This is a genomic window from Paraburkholderia sp. GAS82 (assembly GCF_050436285.1).
Lineage (GTDB): Bacteria > Pseudomonadota > Gammaproteobacteria > Burkholderiales > Burkholderiaceae > Paraburkholderia > Paraburkholderia phenazinium_B.
Genome location: NZ_JBNDLX010000003.1, coordinates 353,213 through 373,353, shown reverse-complemented (window position 1 = coordinate 373,353; position 20,141 = coordinate 353,213). Strand labels below are relative to the sequence as shown.

Below are 20,141 nucleotides of genomic sequence, written 5' to 3'. Positions count from 1 at the left end.
CCCTCAAAAGAAGTTTTCAAAACGTCACTGAAAATCGAATCCAGCGGAAAGCCCGCTCGCCCGCCGCACCTGCGCATTAACAGCGCGTTCGACAATCGCCGTGCCCCCCGCGCTGGCGATCGTCAGATAGCTGCGCGCACGCGTGATGCCCGTGTAGACGAGTTCGCGAGTCAACACGGGGCTAAAAGTGTCGGGCAGCACGAGCGCGGCGTGCGTAAACTCCGAGCCTTGCGATTTATGGACGGTCAGCGCGAACACCGTTTCGACGGCCTGCAAGCGGCTCGGCAGCACCCACTTGATGCGCCGCGAGCCGTCGCCCGCAGCGAACACGACCCGCAGGCTCCAGCCGCCATCGGGCGCAGGTAGCGCGAGCGTGATGCCGATGTCGCCGTTCATCAGTCCCAGTTCGTAGTCGTTGCGCGTCACGAGAACTGGTCGGCCCAGATACCACTCGCCCGTCGCCGCGATCAGCCGCTCCTCCTGCAGCAGATGCGCGACGCGCCGGTTCAGTCCTTCGACGCCCCACGCTCCGCGCCGCAGCGCGCACAACAGCTGGAATTTGCCATGTGCTTCGAGCACGACGTTCGCCCACACATCGAATGCCGCCTGATCCGCGTCATGCGACGGCTGCCTGTCACGCAGGGTCTGCAAATAGTGGCGATAGCCATGCCGCGCACTGGCGTCAGGTTTGTGAACATCCGCTTCGCAGTTCACCTCGGCGCCGCCGGCTATGCCGTCCACGACGAGCGCCTTGAGTGCTGCGTCGCCCTTCTCGATGGACTCGATCACGGCGAGATCGGCGTGGCCGCGCGCCCAGACGCGCGCGACTTCTTCCGGCTTGCCGCTGTTGACCGCTTCCGCCAGTTGACCGATGCCGCTTTTCGCTGAAAACCGGTGGCTGAAACGCAACATCGCAATCGACTGATCGAGTGCGCTGCCCAACTCATCGACGAGGTCGGCATCGATACGCTCGCCCGTCGTTTCCTGCAGCCACGCCTGGGTCGCGCGGGTGTAGTGGCCCTTGCTCGCGCGCTGGCACAACTCGCCGAGCACGGCACCCGCCTCCACTGAAGCGAGCTGGTCCCTGTCGCCGAGCAGAATCAGGCGTGCGTGTTCGGGCAGCGCATCGAGCACGGCGTTCATCATTTCCAGATCGACCATCGACGCCTCGTCGATCACCAGCACATCTAGCGAAAGCGGATTGCCCGCGTGATGCCGGAAGCGTCGCGTGTCAGGCCGCGTGCCGAGTAACCGGTGCAGCGTCGTGACGGCCACGGGAATCGCTGCGCGTATCGCCTCGCCTTGCGGAAAGCCGCCGAGTGGCAGACCCGCGACCGCGTTGGCAATCGATTCATTCAGGCGCGCGGCCGCCTTGCCCGTCGGCGCCGCGAGGCGAATGCGCAACGGCTTGCCTGCGCCGCGCGCGAGCGTCTGCGATTGCAGCAACGCGAGCAGCTTCACGACGGTCGTCGTCTTGCCCGTGCCCGGTCCGCCCGTAACAATGCTGAACGCACTACGCGCGGCGAGCGCGCAAGCGAGTTTCTGCCAGTCGGCGTGCGCATCGCCCTGCTTTGCCGGCTCCGGTGCCGGAAAGAGCGTCGCAAGCGCATCGCGCAGACCATTGGCGTCCAATTCGCTTTCAAGCTGGCCGGCCGCTTCGAGGCGCTGGCCAATCGCGTGGCACACGTTCTGTTCGTATTGCCAGTAGCGGCGCATATAGAGCCGCGTGCCGATCAACACCAGCGGCGAGCTACCCGCGCCGTCGCCAACCAGTTCGGAATGAACGAGCGCCGCCCGCCAGCGCTCCAGCGTGATGTCCGCCAGCACGCTCGAAGGCAGCACGATGTCCTGGTCGGCTTCATCGACGTCACGGGCGGCGAGCCCGTCGGGCGGAAGCGACAGCACGGAGGCGGGATCCGCAAGCGTCGCGGCAAGATCCAGGCACGCGTGGCCTCGGCCCAACTGATGGCTCGCAAGCGCTGCCGCGAGGATAAGCAGCGCGTGCGCATCCTGTACCTCGCGTGCGAGAAATCGCGCAAAGGCGGCATCGACGTCACGCAGCCAGCCGCGCTCAACCCAGCCCGCCAGCATCCGCTCGACCTGCTCGCGGCTCTCCGCGTCCCGAACCGTCACGAAGGAGGCTTCAGAAAGAGTCGTGGTCATGCAGCCTCCCTGTCGGCGAACCCGGCGTCGCCCGTGAATAAGACGTCGAGCCGTTCGATCAGCTCGCGCGGCGGCCGCTCGGCGTATATACCCTGCGTCGACGCATTCAGGCCGCGCAGGAACAGATAGACAGCGCCGCCAATATGCGTGTCATAGTCGTAGCCGGGTTGCCGCGCCTTGAGCAGCCTGTGCAGTGCCAACAGGTACAGCACGTATTGCAGGTCGTAGCGCGAGCGCAGGATCTGCGCGCGAATCCGCTCCGCCGTGTAAGCGGCGTCGCCGGAGCCGAGCCAGTTCGATTTGTAGTCGGCGACGTAGTAGCGGCCTTCATGTTCGAACACGAGATCCATGAAGCCCTTGAGCATGCCGTTCAGTTGCGCCGGTTCGATCGCGGTGCGTCCGGCCTGGCCGACCGTGTATTCGCTCACGAGCCGGTCGACGGCTGCCGTATCGACGCGATGCGCGGCGAGCCAGAATTCCATTTCGCCGATCGACGCACGCAGTTCCGACAGCGTGATCGAGGTCGCCTCGACACCGTGACCGGCTTTCAACGTCAGTGGCGTCGTGACGATCTGCGCAATCCATTGCGTCAACGGATCAATCCAGCGCTCCCAGCCGCGTACGCTGCAACGGCGCGCGATTACTTCGCGTAACGGCCCGATGTCCGCCGCGACCTGCCTGAACCCGTGTTGTGCGGCCCATTCGAGCAGATCGTGCAGGAAGCTGCCTTCGTCTGAGCCGCGCGGGAAGTCGTGCAGGGCGCGAGCGGCCAGCTGCGTTGCGACGCGGCGCAGCGGTTGCGCGGACAAGACCGTGTCGTCGTCCTCGATCTCCACCTCGGCGTCGCGCGCCTCGATGAATTCTTCTTCGCGCGACGTGTCGGGCGCCACACGCGCACCGTGGCTCAGCTTCTTGAGGCTCGAATAACTCTCGACCGACCATGGCTCGCGCATCACGCGTACCGACTCGCGAGCCTGGCCTTGTTGCGACACCTGGTGCTGACGCGCGAGCTTTTCATCGCCAGGCTCGGGCGCCGGCGTGACCGCGATGTCCGTCGACGCGCCGAATGCCTCTTCGAGGCAACGCACAAGGTCGCCTGCCGCCAGCATCTTTCCACCGTTGAGCAGATAGCCAATCGCGCTGCGATCGAATTCCTTGAGTTCCGCCATGCCAATCCACGTCCCGTAACGGGCGCGCGTCAGCGCCACGTAGAGCTTGCGGATGTCTTCGCCTAGCCGCTCGCGGTCGACCTTTTGCAGCACGCCGCCCGTGTCGGCGAGCGAGACCTGCAGCGTACCCTGTGCGTCGTGCCATTTGAAGGGCACATCCTTCGGGTCCGCTGGACGGTGTGCGCAAACGAACGGCAGGAACACGAGCGGATATTCGAGGCCCTTTGACTTGTGAATGGTCACCACCTTCACGAGGTCACCGTCGCTTTCCAGACGGACCTGCCGCGCGTCGCCGCCACCATTGCCATCTGCCGCCGCCTCGCGCTGTTCGACGAGATAGCGGATCAGGCCATGCTCGCCCTCGATCATAGTGCTGGCTTGCTGCAGCAGTTCGGCCAGATGCAGCAGGTCGGTCATGATCCGCTCGCCGCCCTGCACGCCCTCGCTATCGTGGGCATGCAGGCCGAGCAGGCGCGCGGGCACGCTGAAATCGTTCAGCAGGCGGCGCAGCATCGGCAGCACGCCCTGACGGCGCCAGCACTCCCGATAGCCGCGGAACTGCAGCACACACGCCTCCCACGCCATCTCGTTACCGTAGAGCGCATCGAGCTGGACCCAGCCGAGCCCGAGCGTAGCGGTGGCCAGCGCGGTACGCACGAGCCGTCCGTCATCCGGGTCCGCGCAGGCTGCGAGCCAATGCTGCAGTTCGGCCGCCTGCGGACTCTCGAACACGGAATCTTTGTCGGACAGATAGACCGTGCGCACGTCGCGTTTCGCGAGCGCTTTGCGGATCGCGTCGGCCTCTATACGGTTGTTGACGAGCACGGCCATGTCGGCGGGGCGCAGTGATCGCAGACGGCCAGCGTCACCCGCTCCCGCAAACCCGGCGCTGTCGCGCTGCCCGAGATCGAGCAGACGCACCATCTCCGTCGCACAACTTTCCGCCATGCGATCTATATACGTGGACTTGGCGAGCGGCTTGCCGTCGCTCGATGCCGGCAGCCACCATGCCGTCAATGCGCGCGGTGTTTCACCGTCCACAACAAACGCATCGTCGCGCCCTTTCGCGCCGACCTGGATAAACGGCACAGGGTTGCCGTCGCTCGTGCGAAAGAGAAACGCGCCCTCGCCCTTGTCGCGCTGCTCCGCGACGTTGAAGCAGTGATTCGTCGCATTGACCATTGCATGCGTCGAGCGAAAGTTCGTCGCGAGGGTATAGAGCTGCGCACCGCACGAGCGCCGCGCCGCGAGGTACGTGTAGATGTCCGCGCCACGGAACGCGTAGATTGCCTGCTTCGGATCGCCGATCAGGACGAGCGCGTTTTTGGCCTCGCTTTGGGCCGCGCCTTTCGCCTCGTCGTTCACGCCATCGTCGGCCGGTCGATAGACGGCATCAAAAATGCGGTACTGAATCGGGTCGGTATCCTGGAACTCGTCAATCAACGCGACGGGAAACTGCTTGCGGACGATGTCGGCAAGACGCTCACCGTTCGGGCCATGCAACGCGGCCTCGAGGCGCGTCAGAAGATCGTCGAAGCCCATCTGCGCGCGCCGCCCCTGTTCCAGCGAGAAACGCTCGGCCACCCAACGGGCCGCATGCGACAGGAGATCGTCGCGTGCGTCCGGCAACGCGGCGATTTCGCCGCTCAACTTCGCGAGCGCATCGAAGCCGGGATGCGAAGGGGGTGTGCCATGCTGACAGTGTCTTGCGAGCGCTTCGTGTGTGAGTCTGTCCCACGCGGTATCGGTCAGGTTGGGCTTCGTCTTCAGCGGATCGTCGGCCCATCCAGCCAATTCCTTTAGCCAGCGGTCGCAGGTGGCTTGCGCAAACTCTCTGCCCAATTGCCCATCTGCGCGCGCGGCATCCAGCACGGCCTTCATCTGCAACGGCAGCGTCTTCCACGGCGCCTTGATCGCGGCAAGGCGGCGCGCGAACTCTTCGCGTGCCGCCTGCAACGAATCAGCGGGCGCGGACGCGTCAGTCAGCTGCGGTGCGACGTCGATCAGACTGCGCAGCTTCTTCTGCAAGTCCAGCGGACCGCGTACCCATTCGGCGACAGTTGCCGCGTCCGCGGCATCGAGCGGCGTCATGAACGTGCGCCAGTAGTCGCGCACGACTTCGGCGAGCAGGTTGCTCTGGTCGGTTTCGAGCGTCTGGGTAAACAGGCTGTCGCTGTCGAATGCGTGCTCGCGCAGCATGCGGTTGCACCAGCCATGAATGGTCGATACTGCCGCTTCGTCCATCCACTCCGCCGCAAGCTGCAGGCGGCGCGCGCAGCTCGCCCACTGCTGCTGCGGGTATGCCTCCCGCAACGCGTGCAGCAAATCGGTCTCACGCGGCCGGAGGGACGTCACGTCGTCCGGGTCAGCCTGGAAATACGCCGCCGCTTCCGTCAGCCGTGCGCGGATACGGTCGCGCAGTTCCTTGGTGGCGGCGTCGGTGAAGGTCACCACGAGAATCTCGGGGGGCGTCAATGGACGAGCATGCGCATTAGACACACCGTGTCCCAGCACGAGTCGCACATACAGCATCGCAATCGTAAAGGTCTTGCCGGTGCCCGCACTGGCTTCGATCAGACTGCGGCCGGACAACGGGAAGCGCAGCGGGTCGAGCGTCTGCGGGGTCTGCATCGCGTTCGTCGGATGGATCGGCGCGTTCATTCGTTAGCTCCTGCGTTGTTCTTCACTGCGACGATGAGCGGCCCGAGCAGCGTCGTGGCGAGCGACGCAAACTCACCACTCGCGGACAATGCATCGAAGTCAGGATACGCGCGGCGCAGGCTTGCGCTCCTGTCCACCTCTCCTGGCGAGTAGCCGCCGTTGTACTTGTCGCGCGCGGCCTTGCCGGCAGCCGCCAGATCCTGCTCCGACCGCGCGTCATCGCGAGGCGCACCGCCGCTCGCAAACAACCATTCGAAGGCCGACTCAACGGCAAGTGGCAGCGGCCTGCGCATCCCCTCTTCCCACGCGCGCAGCAACGCACCAAGATGCGCCGCGGCCACGCCCTCCTTCAGCGGCGGGAGCTCGACGGTCCCCTTCTTGCTGACGATCACAGTCGTCACGCAGCGGCCTTCGAGATTCGCCGCCAGATGTTGCACCCACGGCCCAATGAGCTTCGGATAGCGATACCGCCTTGCCCTTGCGTCGACGAGTTCACTCGTTTCGAGCAATAGGCGCGCGAGCTTGCCGCCGGCGTCGGCGCGCCACTGGCCGAGCCAGTCGGCGATGGCCAGTGGTCCGTATTCGCCCGCCATCTGGAAGCCAATCTCGTGCTCGCGCGCGATAGCAGCCGGCCAGCGTTCGAGCTGCGCGCGATACTCCGCGAAGAGCTTGCCCATAGGCTCGATGAGGCTGGCGCTCGCGAGGTCGCCGAAGCCGCCCTCCATGACGTCGCCGCGGCGGCGGATAACACCGAGGTGCGCCTCGAGCGCGGCGACGACGGCGGCTTCATCCTGGTCGCCTCTGTGAACTTCGGTGGCCTGCGCGCGGATCAATTCATCCTGCAGCTTCCATGTATCGAGCGCGTTGAGTTCGAACGGCTCCTGGTCGTCGCTTGCCGCTTCCTGCGCATCCAGCGCAACGCGCAAACGCTGGCTGAAGAAAGCCTTGACGGGGTTCTTCAGGAAGTCCGCGAGTTCGCGCAGCGACAAAGGCTCGTCGCGCGCGACGGCGTCAAGTGGCGTGTCCGGCGCAGACGCGCGCATTCCGCTTTCACGCGACGCGGAGCGCCACTCGGCGGCATACGTGAAGAGGGGCGAGCTCGTCGCGGCAGCAGAATCCACGGGGAAATACTCGACGCTGAAGGGCTGCAGGCGATGCTCGACTGTCAACGATTGGATGAGCGCATGGCGGTCGTCACGGCTTGCCTGCAAGAGCTGCCAGCCTTGGGCGAGATGGTCGCGAAGCTGGCCGATCAGCACCGATGGCGGGCGCTCACTGTTGTCGTTAATGCTGCGTCCAACCCAAGACACGTGAAGATAGTCGCGCGCCGACAGCACCGCTTCCAGCAGCAGATAGCGATCGTCCTCGCGGCGCGAACGGTCGCCTGGCCTGTAGTGGCCGTGCATCAAGTCGAAATCCATCGGCACGCGCGTACGCGGATAGTCGCCGTCGTTCATGCCGAGCAGGCACACGCGGCGAAATGGGATCGCGCGCATCGGCATCAGAGTCGCGAACGTCACTGCGCCCGCGAAGAAACGTTGCGACAGACCGCCTTCGTCAAGCTGAGTCAACCAGTAGTCGCCGACGACCGAAAGCGGCAGCGCGTCGACGAGACCCGCTTCCGCGCAAGCGTCGAGCCACGTCTGCAGAATGTTGTCGAGGCGCGCGAGCGTGTACGCATCGTTGCCGTCCTCTGCGCTGAAGAACGCTTGTTTTAGCGCACGCAGACGTTCGCACCACACGGCGGGCGTCGCCGGTTCGCGAAATGCGTGCCACGCATTGTCGAGCTCGTCGATCAGCCTGACGAGCGGCCCGAGCAGCGCGGCATCCAGCCCGCCCACTTCGCCGAACGGCTCGATATCTCGCCACGCGTGCGCGTCGTCGCCGACGGCATAGCCCAGCAGCATCCGGCGCAGGCCGAACATCCAGGTATGCGGCGGCGCTGCGTGATCGTCGCGCGGCAGATCGAGGCTCGCGCGATGTTCGGCGTGCAGACCCCAGCGCACGTTCGCGCCGCGCATCCATGCGCGCAGCGTCGGCAGATCGCTTTCGTCGATGCCAAAGCGCCTGCGCAGGGCGGGAACGTCGAGCAGGTCAAGCAGATCGCTCACGGTCACGCGCGAGTGCGGCAAGCCGATTAGCATCTCAAGCGCGCCCACCAGCGGGTCCGCCTTGCGCTGTCCGCGATCGGCGACGCTGAATGGAATGTAGCGTGGGTCTTCGCGATCAAGCAGTCCGAACACCGATTGGATATGGGGCGCGTAGGCCTCGATATCGGGCACCATCACAATAATGTCGCGCGGCCTCAGGCTTCGATCTGCGTTGAACGCCGCCAGCAACTGGTCGTGCAGAATCTCAACTTCGCGTTGCGCGCTGTGCGCGACATGGAAACGGATCGAGTTGTCCGTGGCGGGATCAACGGGTGGCCATTCGGTTTGTGTCTCGCGCAACGGACGCAGATCACGGATGTCGTCCTGCAATTGCTGAAGCAGGCTCGCCGCATCACGCTCCTCGAACAGGTCGATACGCTGACCGATGCCCGCAAATTGCGGACGATAGCGATCGCGCGCTTCGGCACTGTCGAACTCGTCGAGCAGGCCGATGAAGTCGCGCCCCTGCTTGCCCCACGACGCAAGCAAAGGATGCGCGTGCAGATGCAGCTGGTCGGAGGGCAGTTCTGTGGGCGCGCCTTTGCGGCGCTGTTGCCGTGAGTGTTGAGCGCGCAGAAGTTCCTTGTCTGGCACGATGTCGGCCCAGTAGTGCGCGCACGGATTCGGCACGCACATCAGCACCTGGGTCCAGCGCGCGAGTGCAGCCAGCGCCTCCAGTGACTGGCGCGGCAGGCTCGAAATGCCGAACACGATGACCCGCCGCGGCAGGCCCGCCGGGCGCGCGTCGCTATCCCATGTCGCGACGCGTCTCAGGAATGCCTCGTGGACAGCGGCTCGTCCGCCGTTCGACATCGCGTCCTGCGCCGCGCCGCCATCCGTCGTATGCGCCACATCGGCAACGAGCTCGCGCCACAGGTCCGCCTGCCAGCACTGTTCCCCAGGCAGCGGATGCGGCTCGCCGCGCGCGTCCAGCACAATGTTGTCGCCGCGGGCCCAGCACGCCAGCCAGTCGGAGCGGTACATCTGGTACTGGTCGAACAGATCGGCGATACGCTCGGCGAGCTGGAACCGCTTGCGACGGTCGTCGTCGTGGCTGATGAAGCGCCGCAGAGACTCGAACGCGGGACGGTCGATGAGCGCGGGCAAGACCCGCATCAGCCGCCAGACGAGACGCGATTCGTCGAATGGCGAAACCTCGGCCACCGCCGACGCGCCCAGCACTGCGCGATACGCCTGCCAGATGAAGCGCGAAGGCAGCGACATTTCCAGCGCGGCCGCGATGCCGCAGCCACCGGAGCCTGTCGCGGGATCGCGATCGGCGGCGAGCGCGAGCTTCAGCCATTGTGCAATGCCGTTGCTCTGCACGAGTATCGTCTCGTTCTCGAGCGGCGCGAGCGGGTAACGCTTCATCCATTCGACAAGCAGATCGCGAAGACGCTCGGATCGGTTGCCGTGGATGAGCATCAGCCCTGGAGAAATGGAATTCGAGGTCAAGAAAAGCTCCATGAGCGCGAGCAAACAAAATCGGCACACTCGGGCGATGCGTGTCCGGATTCCGTTTGCGCAATGCGCGTGGTCGTGAGTTGACTGGTGCTATGCACGTCTGCAGGCCGCATCACAGCGCGACATTGTCGTCATGTCCCAAAAGTGCGCCGGTAGTCGACGGGTCCGCGACAGGCCGCCCTTGTCTCGATGTCATCGGGTCTGTGTGCCAAGGGCGTGGTCGAGCGCGATGAGAGTTTCGAGCGCGCTGCCCCGAATGCCAACGCCCATCGCCGGATCGATCTGTGGCTCGCGCGCGTTGATGCGGATGACACGCGGCCCGCATCGCTCGCTGAAACGGCGGATGGTCGGCAGCGCAGTGCCTGCGCCGATCTCGACTATCACTGGCCGTCCGACAGATGCGATCCAGCGCTGAAGACGCGCTTCCTGTTCATCCGTGCGCCTCGGCAGCCAGGCGGAATCACCGAACATCAGGATGTTGGGACGGGCGATTCCGCCGCATATTGGGCAACGCGGCAACGCGCAGAGAAGGCGGCAGGACTGCTCGTCGAGTTCTGGCTCGAACCCGGCTGCGGGCCAGGTGCGCGAGCAGCACGGCGCCACGCATTGCATGTAATGAATCGAACCGTGGCACTCCGCGACAAGTTCGTCGGCAAAGCCCGCGCTCTGAAACTGGCCATCGACGTTGCTGGTGTAAACGAATGCACCGTGCGGCATGCGCTCTGCCCAGCGTCTGAGGATGGAGAAGCCAGCGTGCGGCTCAATCTCGCGATACAGCTTTAGGCGATGGCCGTAAAACCCCCATGCCAGCGCGGGGTCTTCGTGGAACGATGCCGGATTGGCAATCGACTCGAAGCTGATCTGTGCCGTGCCCAGCGCGGGATAGGCGCGCCACAGCCCCTCATTGCCGCGAAAGTCGGGCAGCCCCGAGTCCACGCCCATGCCCGCGCCTGCTGTCACCAGCAGGCCGTCCGCATCGTGCAGCCAGGCAGCGGCCTGCGCCATTGCCCGTTGTTGTTCTCCCATCTCGTTCGGCCCTCGTATCCCCGTTTGCGTAGTGCCCGCTGCTGCGTATATGTTGTCGAAGTGCCGCGATTCCGTACTAAGGCTTCAAACGTGAGCAGCCCTTGAGGCGGCGCAAGATCAGTTCGGCAAGCGCTGCAGCGCCGTCCAGCGGGCCCGCCACGGTTCGCTCCAGGTCTTCGCCGCCACATGCCGCGCATGCGCCGGGCAGGACCACTGCGTCGCTGCGCTGCGGATACACGTGACGCCAGCCGCATGAACGACACGTCAGTTTCATCGGAGAAGCGGGGATTGGCATCAGGAGGACGCGCGCTGGAAAAGCGATTCGACGCCGGGGTGGCAGGTCAAATCGCGCCGGACGTGGCGTTCTGTGCGTCGCGGCGCACCTTTTCAATGTACTTGCCAAGCGCAACCGTCGACAGAATGCCGGTGGCGAAGACAATTGCAAATGCTGCGAGGCTTTCCAGCGGAGAATTGTTGTTCAGCATATCGGTCTCTTCCAGGTTAGTACGGCGTGTTGATGCCGCCAATGCCACCCCGCTCTGACGAGCTGCGCGGCGCGCGGCATGTTCAACTGAGTTCATGCAGATAGTTTGCATGGCGCTTTGGACAAACGACGTCCTGATTGCACAAGCCGAAACCTCGTTACACCTGTGCATTTACGGCACGTAACTGAATTTCTTTAAGCATTCGCTCACAAAGTTTTGCTTACGAATCGCAGCGAGCGTGTCGCCGCTATCTGACCGTACGCCAGATCAACGCCGAAAGCTGATTGCCCGTGCCGATGATCCGGTAATGGCTGTCGCGTGTCAGATCGGACCTCGGGTCGTATTCGCCGACCCGGTTGTAACGCGCGTCACGGGCAATCTGTTTGCCGCTCGAATCGGTCACGATAGAGCCGATGATGTGATAGTGGTCGTCTCTCAGGTATTCGGTGGCCATCGGTGCTCCCCGTAGCGTCTGGATATATGCAGGCTTTGCGATGACCGGACTATAGGAGCGCATTGGGACAATTCGCGTCCCGAAGGCTTCGACAAAGCACAAGGGCGCCGTGGCTTCGCCTGAAAGCGTTTGCGCAGGTCGTCGCAGGATATAGACGCTGATTCGAGACAATGAAGTTGGTCATAGCTGCCTCTCGTAGGCTGCCGTTTTAAAGGGACAATGTTTTTCACCATCGGTTGGGGCAGAGTCGGTCACGGATTGTGTGGGACAACCCAACCTCGCCCTCTACGCCATATCTCAAAAGATCAACATTAGCAGTCGACTCACTACCGTGGTTCGAGCCGCCATGGCTATACGGACTGCTTTTTGTGCGAATCAGCAACTTGAATGGCCTCCTGAGCGCGAAGATGAGAATTCCACTACCCGCGAAACCATGTTTCAGGTGTGTTCAGTCGTCCGGCGAGTAAGGAATTCCACTGCCTGGAAAAGATCTTCCACATTCTCGTCTGCTGTCCACTGCGTTTCGTTTTCCGGCTTGAGCAGTTTCAATTTGTACGCAAACCCGGCCTTATCTCCTGGAGTCCCGCCGAACGATATTTCAGAAAGGACACCGTCAGGTGGGACTTATTACGAAGAGATTACGGGACTCGCGGCGAAGATTTTCGCTCGTACTGTCGCTATCAATAACGCGCTTCGGAATTGAGACGCAGTGGCAGGTTCGGCTGTTCAGCGAGTGGTGAATACGCAAACCCATAGCAAGTCCGGCCTTCGTTTCTGGATTCGCCGGCATGAACGCTTCTGGGCCATACCAACGGTCACTCGCGGATATCGGCAAAGCGAAGCTCGGCGGGCAGGGCCGTTTCGGGCGCGATCGCAACCGGCAGCAGATTATCGCCAGTCACCGTGTTGATGAGCGAGGACTTGCCCGGGCTGAACGACCCAACCACAGGGACGATCAGTTGCTGAATAAGGACGCTGCCCAATATGCACTGGATGCGCTGGAGAGGCGTGTCGAGAGCCTGGCGAGCAACACCACCTGGAGCGTCGACCAGGTCGTGGAGCCTTTTCAGACGATCAATCGGTAAAGTTTTTGACTTCAACGTGGGTGGAGTTGCCGTTGGAAGACTGACGTGTAATGAACGCGGATGGGCAAAGATCGCTGTCAAAACGGGAATCAGGAACTGGCTTTCGTCGGTACGTACTTCCTTTACATACCGACGGCCGTGCGCATAGCCTGCTGCCCCTGTTTAGGCTGGTTCCGACCGACTGGAGTCCACGTTATAGGTAGCAAACTGGTTATTTAAGGTGTGACAATCGCTCAGGTTTCCACGACCTCATCGACGATCTTTCCTGTGATAAAGATGTCACGTGCGGTATTACCGATCATGTTAGTAACCGTCGCGTCAAACGCTCCGCCGATCACGCCTCCGAGGAACGGCACCATCTTTGTCAGATTGACGACACCTTGGCTCCCCGCCTTCGTCACAAGCCGAAACCCGACCGCCTGATTGATCTTCGTGATAACGGCACCGCTGATCTTGTTGATCGCGAGCTGTACGGCCTTCTGACCTACCTGAACCCCCACGTCTCGCAGAATTTCCATCGTCGCATCGCCTGCGAGACACGCGAGAACCAACGTACGAACCTTGTCGCTCCTGAGATCATGTCCGCCCATCTTTGCGATGGCCGCGATCATCCGGATCTGCAGATACAGCACGGAAGCGAGATTGGCCGGGATGGCCACCGGCAAGGTGGCGAATCCACCTAATCCGGTCACAAACCCCGCGGCACCCGCTTTCGTGTTCTGCCAGCGAATCAGGGAATTCACTTTGTCGACGAGGGGTCCTTCCTCCTTCAAGTACTCGTCGGCCATTTCCTTGGCAGAATCGGTACCCATAGCGCCGTCGACAGCCTTGTCATAGGCCCAGTGCAGCACTTCGATGATTTTCTCTTTTGTTATCAGGTCACTCATTCTCGGTCACATGTTGTTTGGATTTTTCAGTTAGACGGATGCAGATGTCCGCCGCTCTCAGCTACTACTAACGGCTCCCAGTAGAAAAAACTTAACGGTGTACTCAGCCGGTGCGTTGGACTGCGAGAGAACGGCAAACGTCGCATGCAACATCTGAGCAGTCCCTACCGACGAATGCCGATGACCCCGCTGGTCATCAAAGAACAGATTCGGCGTCAACCCTGACAGAATCCGGGCCATTTCCATCCCACCCAGAGAAGGCGGTTGGCCGGAGCGACACGCCCTAATCTTTCAGCATGGTGGTCACATACGGTCTCTGACTACAGATGTGTCTGGTGAGGTATGCCAACCTCAGTTCAGCGTTATAGACACTTCTTGCGTCGAACTCTTGTTGAAGTCGATCAGTCCGCTTTCGTAATGCGACTGCACCACGTACTGAAGCATTGACCCAAATCGTTGAACAATCGCAGCAAATTGTCCAGCAATCAGACCCTGCGCATACGGCATGACATATGACACCGTCAAATCCTCATCGGCGTCGAGACTGAACACCGGAAGAAAAATCTTTCCGTTCAGTAGATGTTCAAGGTCCACCTTACTGACTTTTGATTCTTCGTTACGCAACGGGAGAAAGCTCCACAAGCGGATAAACTTCGGGTCGACTATCATCGAGACGCTGTACCAAATACCCGATTCGCTCTTCAGGCCGATGCGATTTTCGTCAACACTTACGATTGAAAGTCCACTATCAGTCAAGTGATCCGACAGCAGTTCAAGCGTTATCTGGTCCTCAGTCCATACAAGCATCGCAGCCTCCCGTTGTATATGCAGTAGACACCCCGAACAGCGCACCGAAGGTCAAGGATTCTTTACGCAAAAGATCGGAAGATGCACCGAGATGTATTCATGCGATATGTATCGCTCGAACTTCGCGCAGCCGTCGGGCCATCGGTCATAAAATTTTCTAGGAGCAGTCAGCACCGTATCGAAGTCGGCATAGTCACCGTACGTGGGATTGTCCGCCATATGTCTTGCTCGCGCCAAATAGAAGTCGGACTGGTCGGGGGTGAACGTTCCCGTCGCCAGCGTGTTCTCGATATGAAGCGCAAACCTTGTGGAGCCGGGTTTGCTAAACATGAGAAGGATATCGGTCTCGCTTTCGAGCCGCCGTGTTTCGGTGGAACCTGTAGCTGGGTCACGGAAGGCAACAGACATGCTGCGCCACGGATGGTCGGATTGTGACGAATAATAGATGGCCCCGTCCCCGTGAATTTCGTGCGCGTCAGAAACCAGTCAACGAAGTCTCCGGAAAACCAGAAGGCATCTCCGGTAGCCCTGTCGAGCACCTTTTCCGCAATTTCGCTCATGACCTCCCCGATATTTCTTGTTGTACGAATCTGCTTTTACGTCAGAGCGAGAGCGATCATCGGCTTTCGAAACTGAATCGTCAAGACTGAGGAGGCCAGCGACCCAACGCGCAAACGTTTGCCATGCCTGGTCCCACCATATGGCAAGTCGCTATTGCGAATCACCGCCTATCTACCGCGCCCTAACGCTTGCCAGGAATCGGACAGCCAACGGTTCAACGATCTCGACACGCCGCAACTGTTTCAACCATCGAGCCGGAATGCCATCGATGCCGTATTTGATACCGGTCAGACCATAGGCCACGGCCGAAGTCGTGTCGGTGTCGTGTCCTAAAAGAATCGCAGTCCGCACAGCATCTTCGAATAAACCTTCTTCCAATGCCTTGCGGGCCGACCAGGTCGTATCGAGCACGTATCCGGTTCCTGGCGGTCGGTCCGTTCTCGCAAGCGTCTCAGAACGTTCAGTTCCGTCAGAAGATCAATCCCCTTAAACCTCGACGTCAATACCTATCGCTACCCGCCAAACCTGCCTAACTGCCGACAATTTCTTTGAATCTGCTGGAAAAACTTTCCCAAAAAGTCGGTTTCCGTCTGACCAGTTCCTTAGCCCCGCAGCGCGGACAATGTGTGCGAATGTCCAGACCCGGTATCAGGACATCACTGCGAGGAAAAAAGTGTGCGACCACTTGCATCGACCGCACTCCAACGTGAACGCAGATGGGCGAATAGGCATGTTCTCTCAATCAATTTCGCAATCGTCTACTTATCAACTGAACAGCGCGCGTGCGCGACGGCCACTTTATACCGATCAGGAATAAACTCGCGCCGAACGCCCCCCTCAACCAGGCAATCGATGATCCAATGCCTACTGCTGCGCATCGCTTCGAATCACGTCGATATACGCACCAACGGCCACTGTTCCGACGACCGCCGCCACAAGGACAATCGCAAACGCGGCCAGGTGATCAAGCGGGGAAGCATTGCTATTCGTGAACATGTTTTCTCCTGTCAGGAAAAGGTCGAGTGAAGCGCGTTATTCAGAACCGCCTCGCAGCACATTAGCGAAAGATCCAGACAAACCGTGTCCCGAAGATCAGACCCGCTCCGGCAACAACGCCGCGCAGGATTTCGCGACAATGGAAAGGGATTTTCCTAGAGCATTCGGACATTCGAGGTCTGAAGCGGGTACGGTGAGAATCGGCCCGCCCCGGTGGACCCGCTCACAAAGTTCTGCTTGCCACTCGCAGCGGGCGTGTCGCCGCTATCTGGCCGTGCGCCAGATCATCGCCGTCAGAAGACTCCCCGTTCCGGCGAGACGGTAGTGCTCGTCGCGCGTGTGGTTCGTGCGCGGATCATAGTCGCCGACGCGATGAAACCGTGCGTCTCGCGCCACCTGCTTGCCCGTCGAATCCGTTTCGATGCTCCCGATAACGCGAAAGCGATCGTCGCGCAAATATTGGAGTGCCATCTGTTCTGTCACGCAAAAGTGTGGTGATTGCGCCAGCGCTTCTCAAATCCAGCGACCGGCTCCTGATACAGAGCAAGTATGGGTACGTATCGGGACAAAGCGTGTCCCATGCGCTCGAAGATCGACGCTTCGCGTCCGAGCACTTCAGGACACAGCCTGTCCCAACCAGCTCTCATCATTGCGTCATCGCCACTACAAAGGGGAGCGCATGACCGCTTCGACGTCTGGCCACCGACGTCTCGCCGACTTGTCTGTCAGCCAAGTCGTGGATATTCGAATGCTCGACAATCGTCTTTCAAAGGCCGAATACTGGATTCACGGGGCCGTCGCGCGGCTGCGCGACGAAGCGGTTGTCGAGCAAGCCGCGAGCGTCGACACGCATGCGTCGCACGGCGTTGACCTTCGTGTCGAAGTCTGGTGCGCCCTGCGCGAGTGCGATCCGCACTTCGACCGCGATAACCACAACATTGTTGCGACGCTCGACGGCCGCACCGTCATGGAGGCGGACGCAGTCAACCATTTCAACACCGGGGACGACCGGCACGATCAAACATCCCGCTCGATCACGGGCATGCGGGTCTGCCACCTCTTCCGAGCTCTTTACCAACAGGGCGCTCAACGCAACTGGGACGTTCTGGTTCGAATCGGCGAGATCTACGTCGAAGTATCGTACGGCCATCGACTGATGGCTCATCGCGGAGCGTCATGTCACCAATGACGATCAATCCCGGAAAGAGAAAGGCAACGTCAGCGCGTAGCATCAGCCCGTACACAATTCGCGACCTCGATGCCGCGATAACGCATCTCGAGCGGGTCAAGGTCAACGATAGCGCCCTCGCGATTTTTGCCTCGACCTCCCGGCGTTCGCGTATTCGGCAGGTCGAGGCAACGCCTGGTGTCATGCCTGCGCAACTTCGCCGGCTGAAAACGCTGCTGACGCGGCTCGATCACGCCACGCGCGCTGCAAACGAGCCGCGTCAAGCAGCACGGTATCCTCAACAGAAGGGATATCTTCATGCCACGACCCACTGAGCCATCGATTCATCGATGCTTCTTCATGCACGCCTTGCGAGTGGAACATTTCGTTCACGTCGACGCTTCGCTCTACGACGACATTTTGTCTGAGCCAGCTCGCGACCTGCCGCAGAATGATTTCGATGAAGTGCGCGAGGGGTTGTTGGCAGGCAGTTTAGATTTCTGCCATGTCGACCAAACCGCCACGCTCAACGATCTCGAGCATTGGCTCGCGAAACTCGCGCGGAAGCTCGACATCGGGTTTCTCGTACAGGCACAGCAACCGTATTTTGTCGCCGACAGTCACAACTGCTTCGGCTACTCGTGGAAACTCATCCGCACGAGCTGGTTCTTCGCTCGTCAGTATGGCAATGCGCTCAATCAGATCAGTTCGTGGGGTACACGCAATCACGATGAGGCAAGCACACGGTTCGAGCGCGCATCGCACTGACATTGTTTGTTCGCGTACAAAGCATCGCGGACGTCACCGGGACACGAAATGTCCTGTTGCACGCTCATACTCGACACGTCTGAATTGCTGGAGGTCCCAACCCGCCCATGACGCGTCGCCTTTTCCTCCCGAAGTCTTCATCTGATCGTACCAGCAACGTGGAACCCGTCATCGAGCTCTGGTCGCTGCGCTTACTCGTGCACCTGGAACTGCATCAATACCTGATCAAGCCGAGCGGCTGGGCCAGCGATCTGATCTCCCAGGCGCTCGCGCTACCGGACCTGAGTCTGCCTGGTACATCGCGTGCACTTTCGGCGGAATTCGATCTCGAAGAAGACGATGCGATCAAGGCCACGGATCTCCTGTTCGACACACAGTCCGCACGCAAGCTCCTGCAGGAGCGCCTCGCCGCGGTTGAAGCCGATCCGTTGGCCGCGCACGCTCCGACCATCGTTGCACAGAACATCGGCAAGCTCCAGGCGTTGGTCGGTCTGACTGATGTCGAGTCGCAAATCCTGATGTTCGCAGTGCTCCTGCATAGCGATCGGGTTCTCGACAAGCTGAGCGACTGGACCGGCGAACTAACGTCGGCAGGCCTTTATTACGCATTGGGTACCGTGCTCGGCATTGACGAACAGGCGGTGCGGCGCGCGCTTTCGCCTCAAGGCACGCTTGCACGCTCGGGTTTGCTGAGCGTCGATCGCAAACAGCGCTGGACGCTCGCCACGAAACTCGACTTGCTGTCAGGCGAATTCGCCGATCGCATCGTGTCGGACGCCGTCGATACGCTCGATCTCCTGCGCGGGCTGGTCACGCTCGCCTCGCCGCCCACGCTGACGCTCGACGATTTCTCTCACGTGGAACAACAGGTCCGCTTGATTCGCGCCTGGCTCGACCGCGCCTCGTTGACGCAGCGGCGCGGCGTGAACATTCTCGTGCATGGCGCGCCTGGCACCGGCAAGACGGAATTGGCGCGCGTGCTAGCTCGCGCGATGCAATTGAGCCTTTACGAAGTCACGGGTGAAAACGCTGACGGCGATGCTGTGCCCGGCGCGCAGCGCCTGCGGGCATTTCGTGCTTCGCAGGCTTTTTTTGCCGAACGTCGCGCGTTGATGGTGCTCGATGAAGCCGAGGACGTCTTCGCCAGTGGCGAGCCGGGTGAGCGTAGCGTTGCGCAGGCGCACAAAACCTGGCTCAATCGTGCGCTTGAAGAAAACCCCGTGCCGACGCTCTGGCTCTCGAATTCGGTCGGAGGCATCGATCCCGCGTTCGTACGCCGCTTCGACCTAGTGCTTAACCTGCCGGTGCCGCCGTTACACGTACGCACCCGCATCATTTCCCGAGCCTGCGAGAGCCGTGCGCCTGAAGCCAGCCTGCATCGCCTATCCGCGCATCCGGCACTCACGCCCGGCGTGGTCGCACGCGCCGCCCAGGTGCTGCATCACGTCGCCGACGACTGGACCTCGCAAAGCTTTGGCGACGCGCTCGAGCGGATCGTCAATGACACGCTGGAAGCGCAGGGCCACGCGCCGCTCGCGCTTCATGGCGCGCCCCAGGTCACGGGAGGTTTCGACCCGCGACTTGTGAGCGTCGACGTCGATCTCACCGTGCTCGCGCAGAACATCGCAAACACGCGCTCGGCGCGCCTTTGCCTGTACGGTCCGCCTGGCACCGGTAAGACCGCGTTTGGGACGTGGCTCGCGCAAGAAATCCAGTGCCCGCTGTTGCTGCGCCGGGCCTCTGACATGATCTCGCCCTATGTCGGAGAAACCGAGCAGAACATTGCCCGCGTGTTTCGTGAAGCCGCGCGCGAACGCGCGCTCCTGCTGATCGATGAGGCCGACAGTTTCCTGCGGGAGCGCGCGGCGAGCCACCACAGCTGGGAAGTCACCGCCGTCAATGAAATGCTCACGCAGATCGAGTACTTCGATGGGGTCCTGGTCATGTCGACCAATCTGTACGACTTGCTCGACGAAGCCGCGTTGCGCCGCTTCGACGCCAAGCTGCGTTTTGGCTATCTGAAGCCCACGCAGGCCGCGACGTTTTTTGCGCAACGTTGCGAGGCGCTCGGGCTCGCAGCGCCGGATGCCACGATCGACCGCATACTTTCGTGCCTCGCCGCGCTGACACCGGGCGATTTCGCGGCCGTGATCCGGCGCCACCGGTTCCACCCTCTGAAAAGCACGCTCGAGTTTGCCGAGGCACTCGAAAGCGAATGCAGTTCCCGCCAGCGCGGATCGCCACCGATCGGCTTTCTGCGCTGACGTGCTGCTAAAGAAAGTCATCTTCGTGCCGAT

The 20,141-nt window shown here is 61.5% G+C and carries 17 protein-coding genes; 3 read left to right on the top strand and 14 right to left on the bottom strand.

Annotation, left to right across the window (positions count from 1 at the left end; all coding sequences use genetic code 11):
• Window positions 1-24 precede the first annotated feature (24 nt).
• The 14 genes from recD to P3T17_RS11935 form a co-directional block, all read right to left on the bottom strand.
• Window positions 25-2,163, bottom strand: a complete 2,139-nt coding sequence (recD, locus tag P3T17_RS12000) for an exodeoxyribonuclease V subunit alpha (RefSeq protein ID WP_429406854.1) — start codon at window positions 2,161-2,163, stop codon at window positions 25-27.
• The gene (gene recB / locus P3T17_RS11995; protein ID WP_429406852.1) at window positions 2,160-5,993 is read right to left on the bottom strand and encodes an exodeoxyribonuclease V subunit beta; all 3,834 of its coding nucleotides are present in this window, start codon (window positions 5,991-5,993) and stop codon (window positions 2,160-2,162) included. Before recB ends, recD begins: the two co-directional genes overlap by 4 nt.
• The gene (gene recC / locus P3T17_RS11990) at window positions 5,990-9,598 is read right to left on the bottom strand and encodes an exodeoxyribonuclease V subunit gamma (RefSeq protein WP_429406850.1); all 3,609 of its coding nucleotides are present in this window, start codon (window positions 9,596-9,598) and stop codon (window positions 5,990-5,992) included. Before recC ends, recB begins: the two co-directional genes overlap by 4 nt.
• Before the next feature lie 201 nt (window positions 9,599-9,799).
• On the bottom strand, window positions 9,800-10,633 hold the full coding sequence (locus P3T17_RS11985) for an SIR2 family NAD-dependent protein deacylase (protein ID WP_429406848.1): 834 nt from the start codon (window positions 10,631-10,633) through the stop codon (window positions 9,800-9,802).
• Window positions 10,634-10,709: 76 nt separating this feature from the next.
• Window positions 10,710-10,907 carry a hypothetical protein gene (locus P3T17_RS11980; RefSeq protein ID WP_256455674.1) on the bottom strand — a complete coding sequence of 66 codons (198 nt, stop codon included), beginning with the start codon at window positions 10,905-10,907 and terminating at the stop codon, window positions 10,710-10,712.
• Between the two features lie 67 nt (window positions 10,908-10,974).
• Window positions 10,975-11,214: a hypothetical protein gene (locus P3T17_RS11975; protein WP_256455675.1), complete on the bottom strand. Its 240-nt coding sequence runs from the start codon at window positions 11,212-11,214 to the stop codon at window positions 10,975-10,977.
• A 151-nt stretch (window positions 11,215-11,365) separates the two neighbouring features.
• Window positions 11,366-11,572 (bottom strand): hypothetical protein, encoded by a 207-nt coding sequence (locus P3T17_RS11970; RefSeq protein WP_256455676.1) that lies wholly within the window; start codon window positions 11,570-11,572, stop codon window positions 11,366-11,368.
• 815 nt (window positions 11,573-12,387) lie between these two features.
• Window positions 12,388-12,672, bottom strand: coding sequence for a dynamin family protein (locus P3T17_RS11965; RefSeq protein WP_256455677.1), 285 nt, complete (start codon window positions 12,670-12,672; stop codon window positions 12,388-12,390).
• A 218-nt stretch (window positions 12,673-12,890) separates the two neighbouring features.
• The gene (locus P3T17_RS11960) at window positions 12,891-13,544 is read right to left on the bottom strand and encodes an EcsC family protein (protein ID WP_256455678.1); all 654 of its coding nucleotides are present in this window, start codon (window positions 13,542-13,544) and stop codon (window positions 12,891-12,893) included.
• Window positions 13,545-13,895: 351 nt separating this feature from the next.
• Window positions 13,896-14,351 carry a hypothetical protein gene (locus P3T17_RS11955; protein ID WP_429406845.1) on the bottom strand — a complete coding sequence of 152 codons (456 nt, stop codon included), beginning with the start codon at window positions 14,349-14,351 and terminating at the stop codon, window positions 13,896-13,898.
• A 51-nt stretch (window positions 14,352-14,402) separates the two neighbouring features.
• Complete coding sequence (locus P3T17_RS11950) at window positions 14,403-14,759, bottom strand: hypothetical protein (protein WP_429406843.1); 357 nt, start codon at window positions 14,757-14,759, stop codon at window positions 14,403-14,405.
• A gap of 324 nt (window positions 14,760-15,083) precedes the next feature.
• Window positions 15,084-15,323, bottom strand: coding sequence for an ADP-ribosylglycohydrolase family protein (locus P3T17_RS11945; RefSeq protein ID WP_429406841.1), 240 nt, complete (start codon window positions 15,321-15,323; stop codon window positions 15,084-15,086).
• Window positions 15,324-15,776: 453 nt separating this feature from the next.
• A complete protein-coding gene (locus P3T17_RS11940; protein ID WP_429406839.1) occupies window positions 15,777-15,908 on the bottom strand; it encodes a hypothetical protein in 132 nt (43 codons plus the stop codon).
• Window positions 15,909-16,172: 264 nt separating this feature from the next.
• Window positions 16,173-16,379, bottom strand: coding sequence for a hypothetical protein (locus P3T17_RS11935; RefSeq protein ID WP_429406838.1), 207 nt, complete (start codon window positions 16,377-16,379; stop codon window positions 16,173-16,175).
• 208 nt (window positions 16,380-16,587) lie between these two features.
• Here P3T17_RS11935 and P3T17_RS11930 point away from each other — a divergent pair, with 208 nt between their 5' ends.
• From P3T17_RS11930 to P3T17_RS11920, 3 genes are all read left to right on the top strand, one after another.
• Entirely contained in the window at window positions 16,588-17,097 is a 510-nt protein-coding gene (locus tag P3T17_RS11930; RefSeq protein ID WP_429406837.1) for a hypothetical protein, read from the top strand.
• 297 nt (window positions 17,098-17,394) lie between these two features.
• Window positions 17,395-17,844 (top strand): hypothetical protein, encoded by a 450-nt coding sequence (locus tag P3T17_RS11925; RefSeq protein WP_429406835.1) that lies wholly within the window; start codon window positions 17,395-17,397, stop codon window positions 17,842-17,844.
• Between the two features lie 107 nt (window positions 17,845-17,951).
• Window positions 17,952-20,108, top strand: coding sequence for an AAA family ATPase (locus P3T17_RS11920; RefSeq protein ID WP_429406833.1), 2,157 nt, complete (start codon window positions 17,952-17,954; stop codon window positions 20,106-20,108).
• Window positions 20,109-20,141: the final 33 nt, after the last annotated feature.

Coding starts and splice junctions, on each gene's coding strand:
- recD (WP_429406854.1), bottom strand. CDS start 2,163: ATGACCACGACTCTTTCTGAAGCCTCCTTCGTGACGGTTCGGGACGCG.
- recB (WP_429406852.1), bottom strand. CDS start 5,993: ATGAACGCGCCGATCCATCCGACGAACGCGATGCAGACCCCGCAGACG.
- P3T17_RS11985 (WP_429406848.1), bottom strand. CDS start 10,633: ATGGGAGAACAACAACGGGCAATGGCGCAGGCCGCTGCCTGGCTGCAC.
- P3T17_RS11980 (WP_256455674.1), bottom strand. CDS start 10,907: ATGAAACTGACGTGTCGTTCATGCGGCTGGCGTCACGTGTATCCGCAG.
- P3T17_RS11975 (WP_256455675.1), bottom strand. CDS start 11,214: ATGAACTCAGTTGAACATGCCGCGCGCCGCGCAGCTCGTCAGAGCGGG.
- P3T17_RS11970 (WP_256455676.1), bottom strand. CDS start 11,572: ATGGCCACCGAATACCTGAGAGACGACCACTATCACATCATCGGCTCT.
- P3T17_RS11960 (WP_256455678.1), bottom strand. CDS start 13,544: ATGAGTGACCTGATAACAAAAGAGAAAATCATCGAAGTGCTGCACTGG.
- P3T17_RS11955 (WP_429406845.1), bottom strand. CDS start 14,351: ATGCTTGTATGGACTGAGGACCAGATAACGCTTGAACTGCTGTCGGAT.
- P3T17_RS11950 (WP_429406843.1), bottom strand. CDS start 14,759: ATGTCTGTTGCCTTCCGTGACCCAGCTACAGGTTCCACCGAAACACGG.
- P3T17_RS11940 (WP_429406839.1), bottom strand. CDS start 15,908: ATGTTCACGAATAGCAATGCTTCCCCGCTTGATCACCTGGCCGCGTTT.
- P3T17_RS11935 (WP_429406838.1), bottom strand. CDS start 16,379: ATGGCACTCCAATATTTGCGCGACGATCGCTTTCGCGTTATCGGGAGC.
- P3T17_RS11930 (WP_429406837.1), top strand. CDS start 16,588: ATGACCGCTTCGACGTCTGGCCACCGACGTCTCGCCGACTTGTCTGTC.
- P3T17_RS11925 (WP_429406835.1), top strand. CDS start 17,395: ATGCCACGACCCACTGAGCCATCGATTCATCGATGCTTCTTCATGCAC.
- P3T17_RS11920 (WP_429406833.1), top strand. CDS start 17,952: ATGACGCGTCGCCTTTTCCTCCCGAAGTCTTCATCTGATCGTACCAGC.